Source organism: Burkholderia sp. ZZQ-2, from assembly GCF_050768715.1.
GTDB lineage: Bacteria > Pseudomonadota > Gammaproteobacteria > Burkholderiales > Burkholderiaceae > Burkholderia > Burkholderia cepacia.
Genome location: NZ_LDVA01000208.1, coordinates 1 through 16,096, shown reverse-complemented (window position 1 = coordinate 16,096; position 16,096 = coordinate 1). Strand labels below are relative to the sequence as shown.

The window sequence follows — 16,096 nt, the reverse complement described above, 5'->3', positions numbered from 1 at the left end:
TTGCGCGGCGGCCTGCGCTTCGGTTTCCGCGGCGGCGTGACGCTCTGCCGCGGCCCGGGCTTCCGCTGCTGCGGCGCGCGCGAAGGCTTCCGCGCTGCGGGCCGCCTGCTGCGCGGCGTGGTGATCGTGGAGGAGCTGATCGACGCCCACGGTGAGCGAAGCGATCTGATCGTTCAGGTTCATGCGTGTCTTCTCTGCGTAAGACCCGCGATTTTAACCGCTGCGCCGGTGCCGGGCCGTGCGCGACGTGTAACAAAGTGCGCAAAGCGGCGTGAAGTACGCCGCTTTGTGTTACTTCAGGTAGCCTGCGGAGCCGAACCAGTCGAGCGCATCGCGCAGCCCTTCGCGGTACGGGCGCGCACGGTAGCCGAGCTCGCGCTCGGCCTTCGCGGACGTGAAATACATCTTGTTCTTCGACATCCGCAGCCCGTCCACGGTGACGAACGGCTCCTTCTTCGTGAACTTCGCGACCGCTTCCGCGCCGACTGCGAGCGGGTACAGCGGCCAGCGCGGCAGCGCGATCGTCGGCGCCTTGCGGCCCGTCATCTGCGCGATGTCGGCGAGCATCTGCTGCAGCGGCAGGTTCTCGCCGCCGAGGATGTAGCGCTCGCCGATCCGGCCGCGCTCGAGCGCGAGGAAGTGGCCGTGCGCGACGTCGTCGACGTGCACGAGGTTCAGCCCCGTGTCGACGAACGCCGGAATCTTGCCGAGCGCGGCCTCGACGATGATGCGGCCGGTCGGCGTCGGCTTCACGTCGCGCGGGCCGATCGGCGTCGACGGATTGACGATCACGGCCGGCAGCCCTTCGTCGGCGATCATCCGTTCGACCGCGCGTTCCGCGAGCACCTTGCTGCGCTTGTAGACGCCGATCGCCTGTTCCGCCGTGAGCGGCCGGTTTTCGTCGGACGGATCGCCGGCACTCGTCACCTTCAGCGTCGCGACGCTGCTCGTGTAGACGATCCGCTCGACGCCTTCCGCGCGTGCCGCGCGCATCGTCGCGACCGCCCCCTCGAGGTTCGCGCGCTCGATCTCGTCGGGATCGGGCGCCCACAGCCGGTAGTCGGCCGCGACATGCAGCAGGTAGCGCACGCCGCGCAGCGCGGCGCGCATCGACGCCTCGTCGCGCATGTCGCCGGTGACGATCTCGGCGTCGAGATCCGCCACGTTCGTGCGCGGGCTGGTCGGGCGCACGAGCACGCGCACCGCATAGCCTTTCTGCTGCGCGATGCGCGCGACGGCCGAGCCGACGAAACCGGACGCGCCGGTGACGAGAACGAGATCGCGGGAGGTATCAGTCATGCGTTTCCTTCAGGGCCGCGCGCGGGCGGCGCGGCGGTTGAGCGTCGGCGAGATTGTACGTGGTCGGCGCGCGCGGCGGCGCAAGGCCGCGACGGGTGCGGGCATGTACGAAGCGGCCGACGCGACTACAATGCCGGGCTTGAACGCAACGGGAGGACGACGCGATGAGCCGCAATGAACTGGACGAACGGATCGAGACCTACTACGTACGGGTGCGCGGCGTCGTGCAGGGCGTCGGCTTCCAGCATGCGACGGTGCGCGAGGCGCATGCGCTGAAGCTGCGCGGCTGGGTCGCGAATCTCGAGGACGGCACCGTCGAAGCGATGATCCAGGGCCCCGGCGCGCAGATCGACCGGATGCTCGCGTGGCTGCGTCACGGGCCGCCGGCCGCGCGCGTGACCGAGGTGACGTTCGAGGAACGCCGGACCGAGAAGCGCTTCGAGCGCTTCCAGCAGCAGTAAGCGGCACGGAACGATCATGACGGGGTATCCGGAGGCCGGGCGCGGCCTCATGCTGTCGGTGGCGGCATCGACGCTGTTCGCGCTGATGTCCGCCTACGCGAAACTGCTCGCGCCGCTCACGGGGCTCGACATCTTCGCGTGGCGCGTGTTGTGGACCGCACCGGGCGCGCTCGCGCTGATCGCGCTGCGCGGCCGCTGGCCGGCGCTCGTCGACCTCCTTCGGCGCAGCGTGCGCGACTGGCGCCTGCTGATCGCGGTGCCCGTGAGCGCCGCGCTGCTCGGATTGCAGTTGTGGCTGTTCCTGTGGGCGCCGCTGCACGGGCGCATGCTCGAAGTGTCGCTCGGTTATTTCCTGTTGCCGCTGACGATGGTGCTCGTCGGCCGCTTCTACTATCACGAACGGCTCGATCCGCTGCAATGGACGGCGGTCGCGTGCGCCGCGCTCGGCGTCGCGCACGAAGTGTGGGCAACGCGCGCGTTCGCGTGGCCGACGCTCGTCGTCGCGCTCGGTTATCCGCCGTATTTCGTGCTGCGCCGGCGGATCAACGCCGATTCGCTCGCCGCGTTCGCGGTCGAGATCGCGCTGCTGTGCCCGGTCGCGTTCGCGATGGTCGCGACGAGCGCGACGCGCGTGGCCGGCCATCCCGTGCTGTGGGCCGCGCTGCTGCCGGGGCTCGGCGTGCTGAGCACGCTCGCGCTCGCGAGCTACCTGAAGGCCAGCCGGATGCTGCCGATGGCCCTGTTCGGAATTCTCGGCTACGTCGAGCCCGTGCTGCTCGTCGCGGTGTCGCTGTTGCTGCTCGGCGAAACGCTGAGCGTCGCGAAGCTCGCGACGTACGGGCCGATCTGGGTCGCCGTTGCGCTGACCGCGTGGCACAGCGCCATGCTGATGCGGCGCCTGCCCGTGCGCGGATAGGCACGCGGATAGGCGTCGATCGCGACGCGGCGGCGGCGCGGAACGTGGCGCATATCGCATCGGCATCGTCATCGCCCGGCGGTCGAACCCGTCGATGCTGACCGCAAACTGGCGTCGCGCTGGCGCGAATCTGGCGACGCTGCCTGCTTCGCATCACAAGGCTCGCGCGTGTAATCGAACAGAAGATTCGGTTGCACTTTGTTACTTAGGGTCTCTCCTGATCGGCTACTAGACTGGCCTCACCGACTTCCCTTCGTATGCAGCCTTTCAATGAACGGTCCTCTCCGTGCCTGGCCGGCCGGGTTGGCGCGATGCGGGCATACGCGTATCGCGGCTGATCCCGCGCGCCTTCTTCTTCCCGATCCATTCCCCGGTGCGTGCCGCACCGCCGTCGTGCGGGTGCGCTCATGTCGTTGAGCGTGCCGCCCGCCACCGCTCGGCCGCCGCGCGGCGGCCGTCTGATCGAAGTCGATTTCTTCCGCGGCATCGTGCTGTTGATGATCGTCGTCGATCACATCGGCGCGAGCGTGCTGTCGCGCGTCACGCTGCACGCGTTCGCGCTGTGCGACGCGGCCGAGGTCTTCGTCTTTCTCGGCGGTTTCGCGACCGCGAGCGCCTATGGCGCGATCGCCGAACGGCACGGCGCGCGCGCCGCGCAACGGCGGTTCGTGCGCCGCGCGATGCAGATCTACCGCGCGTTTCTCGCAACCTCGACGCTGATGCTCGTCGTGTCGGCCGTGCTCGACCATTACGGGATCGATGCGCCGAACCTCGCGCTCGACGACGTCAGCGTGATGCTCGCCTCGCCGCTCACGGGCCTTGCCGAACTGCTGACGTTCCAGCGCCAGCCCTATCTCGCGTCGGTGCTGCCGATGTACGTGCTGTTCGCGCTCGCGTCGCCGGTGCTCGTGCCGTTCGCGCGCCGGCATCCGTGGCTGCTCGTCGCGCTCGGCGTCGCGTCGTGGATCGCGGCGGGCTGGCTCGGCCCCGAGCTGCTGGACACCGACGGATTCCGCTGGAGTTTCAATCCGTTCGCGTGGCAACTGATGTTCGTCGCCGGCGTGCTCGCGCGCTGCCAGCCGTTCTACCGGCGCATCGCGCTCGGTCGCTGGGGGGCCGCGGCGACCGGGCTGGCCTGCGCGGTCGTGCTCGGCTGCGCGAGCTACAAGCTGTTCTCGGGGCTGCCGCTGCCGGAAGGCGTGTTCAAGCGCGATCTCGCGCTGCCGCGCGTCGTGAGCTTCGCGGCCATCGCGTGGCTGATGGCCGATTGCGTGCGCTTCGGCTGGATCGCGCGGATCGCGCAGGGCGTGCGGCCGGTCGTGGCCGTGGGCCAGCGCGGGCTGATCTGCTTCGTCGCGGGCGCGGCGATCTCGCTCGTCATCGATTCGCTCCTGCATCCGGTCGTGGGCAGTGCCGACCTGCGGCACGTCGGCGTGGGTCTCGTGGCCGACGCGTGCGCGCTCGGGCTGATGATGGCCGTGGCCGGTTCGGGAACGTGGATCGCGCGGTGGCGCGGTGCGGCCGCGTGAGCGGCGCGGAACGTGCGGCGCGGCGTCAGTGAGGTGAGCCGATACGGGAGCGGGGAACGGCGGTGGGGTCGTCGGATTCGGCGTCGTCGCGCTCGTCGGGCGCCGGATCGTCGCGTTCCGCGAGTACCGCGTCGGCTTCGGCTGCTGCCCGGGCGGCGCGCAGCGCAGTGCATCGCTGCGCGTACCGGATGTCCGAGAGGATCCGGAGGAGCCTCGTGGTCTTGCTTTTCATGGTCTTCTCCCGCCAGCGCGCATCGCGGCGGATGCACTGCTTTGCAACCAGTGTAGGACGCAATCGCGCAACCGGCGGGAGAATGTGGCGTGCAGGCCGCACGCCGAGGGATAGTCCTTACTGGGCCGTGGCGGCACCCTGCGCCTGCAGCGATTCCTCGCGGCGCTCTTCCGCACAACGTTGGTGCTGGCGCGACAGGCGGTTCATCAGCGGCAGCAGCAGCAGCGCGAGCAGCATGCCGATCGCGGCGAGCCAGCCGAGCTTCTCGAACAGCGACAGGTAGAGCGGCAGCGATTCGGTGGCCGGCAGTTCGTGCGACGGCATCTGCGCGAAGTTCGCGACGACGCTGCCCAGATACTGCGACACGCCCGTCGCGACGAAGTACGCACCCATCATGAAGCCGCTCATGCGCGCCGGCACGTAGCGGGCGATCATCGCGAGGCCGAGGCCGCTCACCAGCAGTTCGCCGAGCGAGTAGAGGCCGTAGCCCCACACCATGAACCACGACGACACGCGGCCGTCCACCGCAAAGCGGCCGCTGATCGTGAACACCAGGTAGCCCGCGGCCACTGCGCCGAAGCCGAGCGCGTACTTCGCGGCGACCGGCAGGTCACGGCCGCCCTTCGCGACGGCGTTGTAGACCCACACGAGCACCGGGCTGAGCAGCATGATCCAGATCGGGTTCAGCGCCTGGAACTGCGCGGCGCTCCACGTGAACAGCGTCGTGCCGAACAGCATGAAGCGCGGATCGACGTTGCGCAGCGCGAACAGCGTCAGCGACGTCGACATCTGCACGTAGAAGATGAAGAACAGGATCACCTGGCCGATCAGCACGAGCGCCGCGATCAGGCCGGCGCGCTCCGAGCGCTCCGACTTCGCGATCATGTACGCGAAGATCGCGAGGATCGCGAACGCCGCCGTCCACACGCTGGCGACGGCGAGCTGCTTGTGCTGCAGCACGTACAGCGTGACCAGCGCGAGCCCGACACCGCCCAGGGCGACCGCGCCGAGGCGCTTCCAGCGGATCGGCTGGTCGTCGGGCAGCGAGCCGACGTGTGCGAGCGTGCGATGCATCAGCATGAAGTTGAGGATCGCGAGCAGCATGCCGCCGCAGCAGACCGCGAACGCGGTGTGCCAGCCCCAGTGATCCTTGATCCACGGCGTCGCGAGCATCGACACCGTCGAGCCGATGTTGACCGCCATGTAGTAGATCGTGAACGCGCTGTCGATGCGCGCGTCGTCGCCTTCATAGATGCGGCGCACGAGGTTCGCCGCGTTGGCCTTGAACAGGCCGTTGCCGACGACGATCACGCCGAGCGACGCGTACATGTACGTCAGCTGGTCGTTCGGTACCGACAGCATCAGGTAGCCGGCGCAGAGCACGGACGCGCCGATGATCATCGTGCGGCGGGCGCCGAGCACCTTGTCGCCGATCCAGCCGCCGATCGACGGCGCGGCATAGACGAGTGCGGTAAACGCACCCCAGGTCAGGTTCGCATGGCTGTCGGTGAAACCGAGCCGGTCGACCATGAAGAGGACCAGGAGCGCGGCCATGCCGTAGTAGCCGAAACGCTCCCACATTTCGATGAGGAAGACCGTCGTGAACGATCGGGTTTGTGAAACAGGTGGTTGCATCATCAATCTCGTTTGAAACGGACGGCACGGATCGCGCGTCGTCTTGGGGTCGAACTGGCGCCGATGCACAATGGGCCGGGTAAGCTTTGCGCTGGCGATGGAACAGTCGGGCGGTTAGCCCGGGCCGGGGCCTGACTCCGCCTGGTGTGGCGGGGAGGGGCCCCGACCGGCGCGCGCATGGTAACGGCAGCCGGTCCGGTGCGTCTGGTATCCGCCACTTAGGGAAACTCCTAATGTGGCAGTAGCTTTCAGGAACATTCGTCTCATCATTTACTTGTAAGCTTTCATGCCGGCTCTCCGAATATTCCCGGAGAGCCGCTTGCAGCTTGCCTGTGAAGCCGGCGAGTCTGGCAAGATAGCGCGTCGTTTCGCTCGCTTCGTGTCCCGTTTAGTGCACCGGGCTCAACACCGAAGACGGGTGCGAACCCGAAGACTAAGCTATATCGTTCTAACTTAGTTATTTTCCATCAAACATTTTTTGACGATCACTTTTCGGCCTGCTATGGTTCCCCCCACTGAAAACTCGCGGTCCGCAGACGCTGCCGCCGCTCTGGGCAGCAAGATTCGCGCGTTGCGCCAACGACTCAAGCGCACGCTCGACGACACCGCTACCGCCGCGGGGATTTCGAAGCCGTTTCTGTCTCAAGTCGAACGCGGGCTCGCGTCGCCGTCGCTGACATCGTTGGCCGGTATCGCGCACGCGCTCGGTGTGACGGTGCAGTACTTCGTGGATACGCCGAGCGAGGAACGCTCGGTCTGCCGAGGCGAGCAGCTGCGCTTCTTCGGGTTTGCCGATTCGGCGAACCTGTTCGCGAGGCTGACGAACGTGTCCGAAGGGCGCCAGCTGGAGGCGATCCTCGTGAGGATGCCGCCGGGGCAGAAGCGGTCTGAGGTGACGACACATGCAGGAGAGGAGTTCCTGTATGTGATTGAAGGGGAAGTGTCGCTGACGCTGGAAGGCAAGACGTTCGTCCTGCAGGCCGGTGACAGTTCGCACTATCAGTCGACGGTCCCGCACAGCTGGGTCAACACCGCGAAGATCGAGTCGGTGGTGGTCTGGGTCGGTACGCCGAGGCTGTTCTAACGCACAGGTATTCCTTCGTTTCGAAGACGGAATACCTGTCGAAAGAAACGTAAGGAATACTAAAATGCAATACGAGAATCACGGGCCTCCTCAATCGCTGCGCCCGTCAGCGTCTCACGCGTAAGCCGCGGCATCCGCCGCGCGACGCTCACCGAACAACCCTTCTCAAGACTGCCACGATGAAATCCTTGCATGCCATGTCGGCCGTGCTGGCCGCGCTCGCCCTGACGCCTGTCGCCCACGCCGTTTCCGTTCCGTCGAACGTCGCGCTCGCTCCTCAACAGGACCTGACGCGCCAGGTGCCTGCCGAAGTCGAGTCGCTCGACCCGGCGCACATCGAATCGTGGACCGGCAACACGATCGGCCTCGACCTGTTCGAAGGGCTGGCGCGCATCGACGCAGCCGGCCAGGTCGTGCCGGGTGTCGCGCTGTCGTGGGAACGCAAGACGCCGACGACGTGGATCTTCAAGCTTCGCCGCGACGCGAAGTGGAGCAACGGCCAGCCGGTGACGGCCGCCGATTTCGTCTATGCATGGCAGCGCCTCGTCGATCCGAAGACGGGCTCGAAGTACACGATCCTCGTCGAGTTCGTGAAGAACTCGAAGGACATCATCGCGGGCAAGGCCGCGCCGTCGACGCTCGGCGTGCGCGCCGTCGACCCGTACACGCTGGAAGTGACGACCGACGTGCCGGTCGCGTTCTTCCCCGAGCTCACCGCGATGGTGCCGCTGGCACCGGTGAACAAGGACACGGTGACGAAGCTCGGCGATGCATGGACGCGCCCGGGCAACATCGTCAGCAACGGCGCCTACCAGCTCGTCGACTGGCAGCCGAACAACCGCATCGTGATCTCGAAGGATGCGAAATACTGGAATGCGCCGAAGGTCGTGATCAACAAGGTCACGTACCTGCCGATCGAGAGCGACGAGACGGCGATGCGCATGTACCAGGCCGGCCAGATCGACTACAGCTACTCGATCCCGTCGGGGATCTTCCAGCAGGTCAGCAAGCAGTTCGGCGGCGAACTGCGCCAGGGCCTGCAGCTCGCGACGTACTACTACTACCTGAACAACAGCGATCCGGCACTGAAGGACAAGCGCGTGCGCCAGGCGCTATCGATGGTGCTCGATCGCGACGTGCTGACCCAGAAGCTCACGCAGGCCGGCGAGAAGCCGATGTACGGCCTGATGCCGAACGGCACGAAGGGCGTGCAGCCGTTCACGCCGGACTGGGCGTCGTGGCCGATGGCCAAGCGTGTCTCGACCGCGAAGGACCTGCTGAAGCAGGCCGGCTATTCGGACGCGAAGCCGCTGTCGTTCACGCTGACCTACAACACCAACGACCTGCACAAGAAGGTCGCGCTGTTCGCGGCGTCCGAATGGCGTACCAAGCTCGGCATCAACACGAAGCTCGAGAACGTCGAGTTCAAGGTGCTGATGAAGCAGCGCCATGACGGCAAGGTGCAGATCGCGCGCGACGGCTGGTTCGCCGACTACAACGACGCGATGACGTTCTTCGACCTGCTGCGTTGCGGCAGCGCGCAGAACACCGTCGGCTACTGCAACAAGCAGGTAGACGCACTCGTCGACGAAGGCAACCAGAAGCTCGACGACAAGGCGCGTGCCGCGCTGCTCACGCAGGCACACGATCTCGCACTGAACGACACGCCGATGGTGCCGCTGTTCCAGTATTCGGCCGACCGTCTCGTGAAGCCGTACGTCGGTGGCTACTCGCTGAAGAACGTGATCGACATGCGTGCGTCGCAGGACATGTACGTGATCAAGCACTGAGCGGAGCGATCATGCTGGCCTACGCATTGAGGCGTACGTTGTGGGCGGTGCCGACGATCCTCGCGGTCGTCACCGTCTGCTACCTGCTGCTGCACCTGACGCCCGGTGGCCCGTTCGATACGGAAAAGCAGCTGTCCGCGGCGACGCTCGCGAACCTGAACGCGAAGTATCACCTCGACCAGCCGCTGTGGAAGCAGTACCTGATGTACCTGAACGCGCTGCTGCACGGCGATCTCGGTCCGTCGTTCCGTTACGTCGACTGGTCCGTGAACGACCTGGTGCGCAAGGCGCTGCCGGTGAGCCTCGGCGTGGGCGGCCTGTCGATCCCGATCTCGATCGGGCTCGGCGTGCTGCTCGGCACCGTCGCGGCCGTGCGCCGCGACAGCTTCATCGACCGCATCGTGATGCTGATCGGCAACATCGGCAACGTCGTGCCGCCGTTCGTGCTCGGCCCCGTGCTCGTGTGGATCTTCGCGATCCTGCTGAAGACGTCGGCCGGTAACGGCTGGCTGCCGGCGGGCGGCTGGGGCGACGGCGGCTGGCAGTACCGGCTGCTGCCGATCGTGCTGCTGACCTTCATCAACATGTCGCTGCTCGCGCGCGTGATGCGCGGCTCGATGATCGAGACGCTGTCGAGCAACTACATCCGCACCGCGCGCGCGAAGGGCCTGCCGGGCTCGACGATCGTGCTGCGCCACGCGCTGAAGCCCGCGCTGATGCCGGTCGTGTCGCTGGTCGGCACGGTCTGCATCTCGTCGATCACCGCGGCCGTCGTCACCGAATCGGTGTTCGCGCTGCCGGGCCTCGGCCAGCTCGTCGTGAACGGTGCGATCAACCGCGACTACACGCTCGTGCTCGGCCTCGTCGTGCTGACCACCGTCTGCGCCGTGCTGTTCAACCTGCTGGTCGACCTCGCGTACGCGTGGCTCGATCCGCGCATCCGTTATTGAGCGAGGCACTGCGATGACTCCGACTACTCCCGTCGTCGGCCTGCCCGTGCAGACCGACACGCCGCCGCGTTCGCGCTCGCCGCTCGCGCTTGCCATGGCGCGCTTCCTTCACAACCGTGCGGCCGTGTTCAGCCTCGTGCTGCTCGCGCTGATCACGATCGCGTGTTTCGTCGGCCCGTGGCTGCTGACCGCCGACCCGGCCGCGAGCGACTGGGGCGCGATCAGCCTGCCGCCGACCTGGGCCAACCAGCACTGGTTCGGTACCGACGAGCTCGGCCGCGACCTGCTCGTGCGCACGCTGATCGGCGGACGCGTGTCGATCGAGGTCGGCTTGCTCGGCACGCTCGTGTCGGGCCTGTTCGGCGTCGCGTGGGGTGCGACCGCGGGCTTCGCGGGCGGCCGCACCGATGCCGTGATGATGCGCGTCGTCGACATGATGTACGCGATCCCGTACCTGCTGATCGCGATCCTGATGATGACCCTGTTCGGCCGCTCGTTCATGCTGGTCGTGCTGACCATCAGCGCGTTCTCGTGGATCGACATGGCGCGTGTCGTGCGCGGCCAGACGCTGTCGCTGCGCAGCCGCGAGTTCGTCGATGCGGCGCGCGCGATCGGCGTGTCGCCGGCCACGATCGTGCGGCGCCACGTGGTGCCGAACCTGCTCGGCGTGGTCGTCGTGTACGCGACGGTCTCGGTGCCGGGCATCGTGCTGACCGAATCGGTGCTGTCGTTCCTCGGCCTCGGCGTGCAGGAACCGATGACGAGCTGGGGCGTGCTGATCCAGGACGGCGCGCAGAAACTGGAATCGATGCCGTGGCTGCTGCTGGCCCCGGCCGTCATGCTGTGCGTGACGCTCTACTGCGTGAACTTCGTCGGCGATGGCCTGCGTGACGCGCTCGACCCGAAGGATCGCTGAAATGGGTGCACTGCTGGAAGTAGACAACCTCGGCGTGCGCTTCACGCGCAAGGACGCGCCGCCGGTCGACGCCGTGAGCGGCGTGTCGTTCTCGCTCGAAGCCGGCAAGACGCTCGGCATCGTCGGCGAATCGGGCTCGGGCAAGAGCCAGACCGTGATGGCGCTGCTCGGCCTGCTGGCCGGCAACGGCACGACGACGGGCGCCGCGCGCTATCGCGGCGACAACCTGCTCGAGATGGATGCGCGCGCGCTGAACAAGGTGCGCGGCGACCGGATCGCGATGATTTTCCAGGACCCGATGACGTCGCTCAATCCGTTCCTGACGATCGAGCGGCAGATGACCGAGACGCTGCAGCTGCATCGCAAGCTGTCGCGCAGGGAAGCCACGAAGCGCGCGATCGAGGCGCTCGAATCGGTGCGTATCCCGGACGCGGCGCGCCGCATCCGCATGTATCCGCACGAGTTCTCGGGCGGGATGCGCCAGCGCGTGATGATCGCGATGGCGCTGCTGTCCGAGCCGGAGATCCTGATCGCCGACGAGCCGACCACCGCGCTCGACGTGACCGTGCAGGCGCAGATCATCGACCTGCTGCGCGAGCTGAACCGCGAGCGCGGCACGGCGATCGTGCTGATCACGCACGACATGGGCGTGGTCGCGGGCCTCGCGGACGACGTGATGGTCATGTATGCGGGCCGCACCGTCGAATACGCGCCGGCCGAATCGATTTTCGCGGCGCCGTCGCATCCGTACACGATCGGCCTGCTCAACGCGCTGCCGCGCCTGACCGACGCGGACGATGCGCCGCTCGTCGCGATTCCCGGCAATCCGCCGATGCCCGGCACCGCGCCGGCCGGCTGCGCGTTCGCGAAGCGCTGCACGTACGCGGAAGAACGCTGCGGCGCGGCGCGCCCCGCGCTCGAAACCTATGGCGCCGTGGGCGCGGTGCGCGCATGCCACCGCCCCGTGGCCGATATGACGGGAGGTCTGCGATGAGCGTCGATGAACGCCGCAATACCGGCGCGACGGACGACACGCTGCTGTCCGTCGATGGGCTGAAAGTGCATTTCCGCGTGCCGCTCGGCGGCTATCCGTGGTCGCCGAAGGGCACGCTGCGCGCCGTCGACGGCGTGTCGTTCGACGTGAAGCGCGGCGAGACCGTCGGGCTCGTCGGCGAATCGGGCTGCGGGAAGTCGACGCTCGCGCGTGCGCTGATCGGGCTCGTGCCGATGACGGCGGGCGCCGTGAAATGGCGCGGCGAAGCCGTGGCGCCCGATCACCTGCGCGGCACCGCGATGCGGCGCGAAGTGCAGATGATCTTCCAGGATCCGCTCGCGTCGCTCGATCCGCGCATGACGATCGAACAGGTTGTCGCGGAGCCGCTCGTCACGCACCAGGCCGGCCTCGGCCGCACCGAGGTGCGCCGCCGCGTGGTCACGATGCTCGAACGCGTCGGCCTGAACGCGCATCACCTGCTGCGTTATCCGCATGAATTTTCCGGCGGGCAGTGCCAGCGCGTCGGCATCGCGCGCGCGCTGATCAGCGAGCCGAAGCTCGTGATCTGCGACGAACCCGTATCGGCGCTCGACGTGTCGATCCAGGCGCAGATCGTGAACCTGCTGCGCGATCTTCAACGCGAACTGTCGTTGTCCTATCTGTTCGTTGCACACGATCTCGCCGTGGTGAAGGCGATCAGCCAGCGTGTGCTCGTGATGTATCTCGGTCGCGTGATGGAGTTCGGCACGCGGCATGACGTGTACGGCGTCCCTCAACACCCGTACACGAAGGCGCTGCTCGATGCGGCGCCGACGCCGGAGCCGGCGCGCGAGCGTGCTCGCCGCCCGATGCTGCTGGCGGGCGAGATGCCCTCGCCGCTCAACCCGCCGTCCGGCTGTGCGTTCCGCACGCGCTGCCCGGTCGCGATCGATGCGTGCGCGCAGGACGTGCCGCTGCCGGAAGTTCGGCAGGGGTCGGCAGCGCGTGTCGCGTGCATCCGCGCGGGTGTGGCGTGAGCTGAAGTGACGCAGCAAACATAACCAAGGCAGGTCAACAGGGGTAGGTGCGGCGCGAACGATCTTCGCGCCGCGGGTACAGGCGCGTCCTTAACCGGGCGCGCCGGGGGGCCGGGAGCGGATCGCAGCCGGCGTGGACGATATCAACACAAGACGAGAATTACGATGAAGAAACAGAAGACGATCGGGACGGCATCGAAAATGCTGCTCGCATGGGGGCTGCCGGCACTCGCCGGTGTCTCGCTGACGGGCGTCGCGCACGCCGACGACGCGGCCCCCGCACCGCTGACGGTCGCCCAGGCCGCACCGGGCACGACCGTTGCGCAGGCAACGACCCCGAACGCCATTGTCAACGCCGAAGCGACCCAGGCCGTCACGCCGCCCGACGAGCCGTCGGCCCAGTCGCAGTCGAAGGGTTTCATTGCCGACAGCCACCTCAACTTCCTGTTCCGCAACTATGCGGACGTGCTCGACGCCAAGGGCGGCCCGCATCGCCACGCGTGGGTCCAGGGCGCGATGGCGAACTTCGAGTCGGGCTATACGACGGGCCTGATCGGTATCGGCTTCGATGCGTCGCTGTATGCGGCGCTGAAGCTCGACGGCGGCCAGGGCGCCGGCAGCATGGTGCACATCGCGAAGGGCGGCGGTGGCGGCAACCAGCTCGCATGGGCCTACCCCGGCATCTACGACGTGAAGGCGCGCATCTCGAACACGGTGGTCAAGTACGGTCTGCAGGCCGTCGACAACCCGTTCATGGAGCAGCACGACAACCGTGCGCTGCCGCCGACGTTCCTCGGCGCGACACTCGTCAGCAATGAATTCAAGAACGTGATGCTCGAGGCCGGCAGCTTCACGAAGACCGACGCGCGCGGTCACACGACGCTCACCAACCTGACGACGCAATACGGCGGCACGCGCATCAATCGCCTGTCGTACGTCGGCGGCACGTGGGATTACTCGCCGAACGGCGAAATCGCGCTGTACGCGAACCAGGCCGACGACGTGTGGCACCAGTACTACGCGTCGGTGAAGCACAGCATCGGCAGCCCGCAGACGATCAAGTGGACGGGCTTCGGCAACGTCTACTCGACGCACGACACGGGCGATGCGCTGCAAGGCAAGATCAACAACAACGCGTACAGCCTGTCGCTGGCCGCGCAGCACGGCCCGCACGAGCTGCTGCTCGGCTTCCAGCAGGTGCTCGGCGACCAGTTCTTCGACTACCTGAACGAAACGAACGGCATCTTCCTGACCAACTCGATGGACGTCGACTACAACGCGCCGCACGAAAAGTCGCTGCAGCTGCGTTACACGTTCTACGGCAAGGAAGCGGGCCTGCCGGGCTTCAAGGCGATGGTCTGGGGCGTGACGGGCTGGGGCGCGGACGGCAGCGCGAGCGCGGCGCTCGATCCGAGCAAGTCGAGCATCTACTGGAGCAACGGCGCGCCGGTGCAGGGCCGTCACCACGAGTTCGGCTTCATCCCGTCGTACACGTTCCAGAGCGGCAAGCTGAAGGACACGAAGGTCACGTTCATCGCGATGTGGCACGCCGGTTCGGCGCACTACTCGGACGCGACGAACACCGAGTACCGCCTGGTCGTGAACCTGCCGCTGCACGCGTTCTGATCGAAGGGGGCATGCGCCCCCGCTTCGCACGGCCGGCTTTCGATCGAAACGATCAGGCCGGCTTGTGCAGCCCCGCGACCGGATCGTTCGCGGCCGGCATGTCTTCCACGAGCGACGTGAGCTGGCGGCCCGTATCGCGCCAGGCGTCGAGGCCGCCGCGCAGCGCGAGCGCATCGGTGAAGCCTGCGTCGAGCAGGCGCTTCGCCATCAGGGCCGCCGTCACTTCGTTCGGGCACGAGCAGTACACGACGAACTTCTGCGAGAGCGGATAGCGCGCGACGATGTCGCCGATCTGGCGATCGTCGGCGAATTGCGCGCCGGGAATCGTGAACGGGTCGAGCTTGCGGTGCTCGGGCGAGCGCACGTCGAGCACGACGGGCGCGGTGGCGTCGCGCAGCAGCTGGTCGAGTTCGTCGACGCTGATCCGCGCATTGGCCAGCTGGCGGATCAGCGCGCGGCGGCGCATCCAGCGGATGGCCGCATACACGGCGAGCAGCGCGACGATCACCAGCAGCACCGCGCGGCCGAGGCGGCTCGCGCCGGCGAACAGCCAGTCGATCTGCCGGTAGAACACCAGCCCGGCCACCAGGCCGACGATCGTCCACAGTGCGGCGCCGAGGGCATCGTAGCCGGCGAACGTGCGGTAGCGCGTGCCGAGCGCACCGGCCATCGGCACCGATACCAGCGACAACCCGGGAATGAAGCGCGCGACCGCGAGCACGCGCACGCCGTAGCGGCCGAAGAAGCGTTCGGTCTTCCTCACGCAGGTATCGCGCGACAGCGACAGCCGGCAGATCGTCTTCAGCGTCGTGCCGCCGTAACGGCGCCCGGCGACGTACCACACGGTGTCGCCGATCAATGCGCCGAGCACCGACAGCGCCACCACCGTCACCAGTTGCGAGCCGATCATCTCGGGATGCATCGCGGACATCGCGCCGAACAGCACGAGCGTCGGCATCGCGGGCACCGGCAGGCCGATGGCCGCCGCGAGCACGTTGGCGAAGACGAGAAGCGGCCCGTATTGGGCGACGAGGTCACGGAGCATGACGGCTGGCCGAAAAGGACATGCGTGGACAGGAAACGCAGATGGGCCGATTATCGGCCTTTTTCAAGACAACGGCGGGAATGACGGAAAGCGCCTGACGGCGGCAGGGGCGCGGTGAGCCGGCGCGCTGCGAGCGGCTCACCGTTCGAAATCAGGAGGAGGTGCGGGCGAGCGACGCGGCGCCATGGTTTTCGCCGGGCAGCTCGGCGCCGTGCGAGCGGATCGCCGCGATCAGTTCGGCCGGCGTGATCTCGTAGCGGACTTCGCGATGGATGCCGGGCTTGCGTTCGTCGATCTCGATCAGCAGCACGCTTTTGCCGTCGCCGGTTGCCTCGAGCCGGAGCGAGCGCAGTTCGCGGCCGTCGGCCGGGTCGTGTTCGGTGAGCAGGGTCATTGCCCCGGATGAGCCGGTAGTGCGCATCGAACCTATCCTCGTATCGTGGATGCCGTAGTGGCGAAGATGTCTTTGTTGAATACAGCTCGACGCAGTTTAACGCGAACGGGCCGCAAGTCGGAGCATTTTCGCAAGCTGAAATGAGGGCTGAACCATCGATCCTTCTGATGTTTGAGCCGCGCGGGGCGGGCGTTTGCGCCGGATCGGGG

Annotated in this window: 15 protein-coding genes and 1 pseudogene; 10 read left to right on the top strand and 6 right to left on the bottom strand. The window is 67.2% G+C overall.

The genetic code is table 11. The features are described 5' to 3' along the window. Both ABY44_RS14375 and hpnA read right to left on the bottom strand, forming a co-directional pair. Positions 1–183 (bottom strand): annotated as a pseudogene (locus ABY44_RS14375) (phage tail protein); the annotation flags it as partial. A gap of 108 nt (positions 184–291) precedes the next feature. After that, complete coding sequence (gene hpnA / locus ABY44_RS14370) at positions 292–1,299, bottom strand: hopanoid-associated sugar epimerase (RefSeq protein WP_011353724.1); 1,008 nt, start codon at positions 1,297–1,299, stop codon at positions 292–294. Positions 1,300–1,463: 164 nt separating this feature from the next. Between hpnA and ABY44_RS14365 the strand changes: the two genes are divergently transcribed. The 3 genes from ABY44_RS14365 (at position 1,464) to ABY44_RS14355 (ending at position 4,205) form a co-directional block, all read left to right on the top strand. After that, positions 1,464–1,760, top strand: coding sequence for an acylphosphatase (locus ABY44_RS14365; protein ID WP_060174033.1), 297 nt, complete (start codon positions 1,464–1,466; stop codon positions 1,758–1,760). Between the two features lie 16 nt (positions 1,761–1,776). After that, complete coding sequence (gene rarD, locus ABY44_RS14360; protein ID WP_060174032.1) at positions 1,777–2,676, top strand: EamA family transporter RarD; 900 nt, start codon at positions 1,777–1,779, stop codon at positions 2,674–2,676. 407 nt (positions 2,677–3,083) lie between these two features. After that, on the top strand, positions 3,084–4,205 hold the full coding sequence (locus tag ABY44_RS14355) for an OpgC domain-containing protein (protein ID WP_027790313.1): 1,122 nt from the start codon (positions 3,084–3,086) through the stop codon (positions 4,203–4,205). A 25-nt stretch (positions 4,206–4,230) separates the two neighbouring features. Here ABY44_RS14355 and ABY44_RS14350 read toward each other — a convergent pair whose 3' ends face one another. Together ABY44_RS14350 and ABY44_RS14345 are read right to left on the bottom strand one after the other, a co-directional pair. Then, positions 4,231–4,437 carry a hypothetical protein gene (locus ABY44_RS14350; protein ID WP_027790314.1) on the bottom strand — a complete coding sequence of 69 codons (207 nt, stop codon included), beginning with the start codon at positions 4,435–4,437 and terminating at the stop codon, positions 4,231–4,233. Positions 4,438–4,554: 117 nt separating this feature from the next. Then, a complete protein-coding gene (locus ABY44_RS14345) occupies positions 4,555–6,075 on the bottom strand; it encodes a peptide MFS transporter (RefSeq protein ID WP_027790315.1) in 1,521 nt (506 codons plus the stop codon). Positions 6,076–6,574: 499 nt separating this feature from the next. Here ABY44_RS14345 and ABY44_RS14340 point away from each other — a divergent pair, with 499 nt between their 5' ends. The 7 genes from ABY44_RS14340 to ABY44_RS14310 all read left to right on the top strand — a co-directional run bounded on the left by ABY44_RS14340 (position 6,575) and on the right by ABY44_RS14310 (position 14,448). Then, positions 6,575–7,156 (top strand): cupin domain-containing protein, encoded by a 582-nt coding sequence (locus ABY44_RS14340; RefSeq protein WP_021162455.1) that lies wholly within the window; start codon positions 6,575–6,577, stop codon positions 7,154–7,156. 179 nt (positions 7,157–7,335) lie between these two features. Continuing rightward, entirely contained in the window at positions 7,336–8,946 is a 1,611-nt protein-coding gene (locus ABY44_RS14335) for a peptide ABC transporter substrate-binding protein (RefSeq protein ID WP_060083840.1), read from the top strand. A gap of 11 nt (positions 8,947–8,957) precedes the next feature. Further along, positions 8,958–9,896: an ABC transporter permease subunit gene (locus ABY44_RS14330; RefSeq protein ID WP_027790317.1), complete on the top strand. Its 939-nt coding sequence runs from the start codon at positions 8,958–8,960 to the stop codon at positions 9,894–9,896. A gap of 13 nt (positions 9,897–9,909) precedes the next feature. Further along, the gene (locus ABY44_RS14325) at positions 9,910–10,812 is read left to right on the top strand and encodes an ABC transporter permease (protein WP_027790318.1); all 903 of its coding nucleotides are present in this window, start codon (positions 9,910–9,912) and stop codon (positions 10,810–10,812) included. Between the two features lies 1 nt (position 10,813). Then, positions 10,814–11,806, top strand: coding sequence for an ABC transporter ATP-binding protein (locus ABY44_RS14320; RefSeq protein WP_021162450.1), 993 nt, complete (start codon positions 10,814–10,816; stop codon positions 11,804–11,806). Continuing rightward, positions 11,803–12,822: an ABC transporter ATP-binding protein gene (locus ABY44_RS14315; protein WP_021162449.1), complete on the top strand. Its 1,020-nt coding sequence runs from the start codon at positions 11,803–11,805 to the stop codon at positions 12,820–12,822. Before ABY44_RS14320 ends, ABY44_RS14315 begins: the two co-directional genes overlap by 4 nt. A gap of 165 nt (positions 12,823–12,987) precedes the next feature. Beyond that, the gene (locus ABY44_RS14310; protein WP_021162448.1) at positions 12,988–14,448 is read left to right on the top strand and encodes an OprD family porin; all 1,461 of its coding nucleotides are present in this window, start codon (positions 12,988–12,990) and stop codon (positions 14,446–14,448) included. Between the two features lie 52 nt (positions 14,449–14,500). On the opposite strand, the gene ABY44_RS14305 is transcribed toward ABY44_RS14310, so the two are convergent. Next, the gene (locus ABY44_RS14305) at positions 14,501–15,493 is read right to left on the bottom strand and encodes a DedA family protein/thiosulfate sulfurtransferase GlpE (protein WP_060174031.1); all 993 of its coding nucleotides are present in this window, start codon (positions 15,491–15,493) and stop codon (positions 14,501–14,503) included. Between the two features lie 151 nt (positions 15,494–15,644). Then, entirely contained in the window at positions 15,645–15,914 is a 270-nt protein-coding gene (locus tag ABY44_RS14300; protein WP_011353737.1) for a hypothetical protein, read from the bottom strand. Between the last annotated feature and the right edge of the window lie 182 nt (positions 15,915–16,096).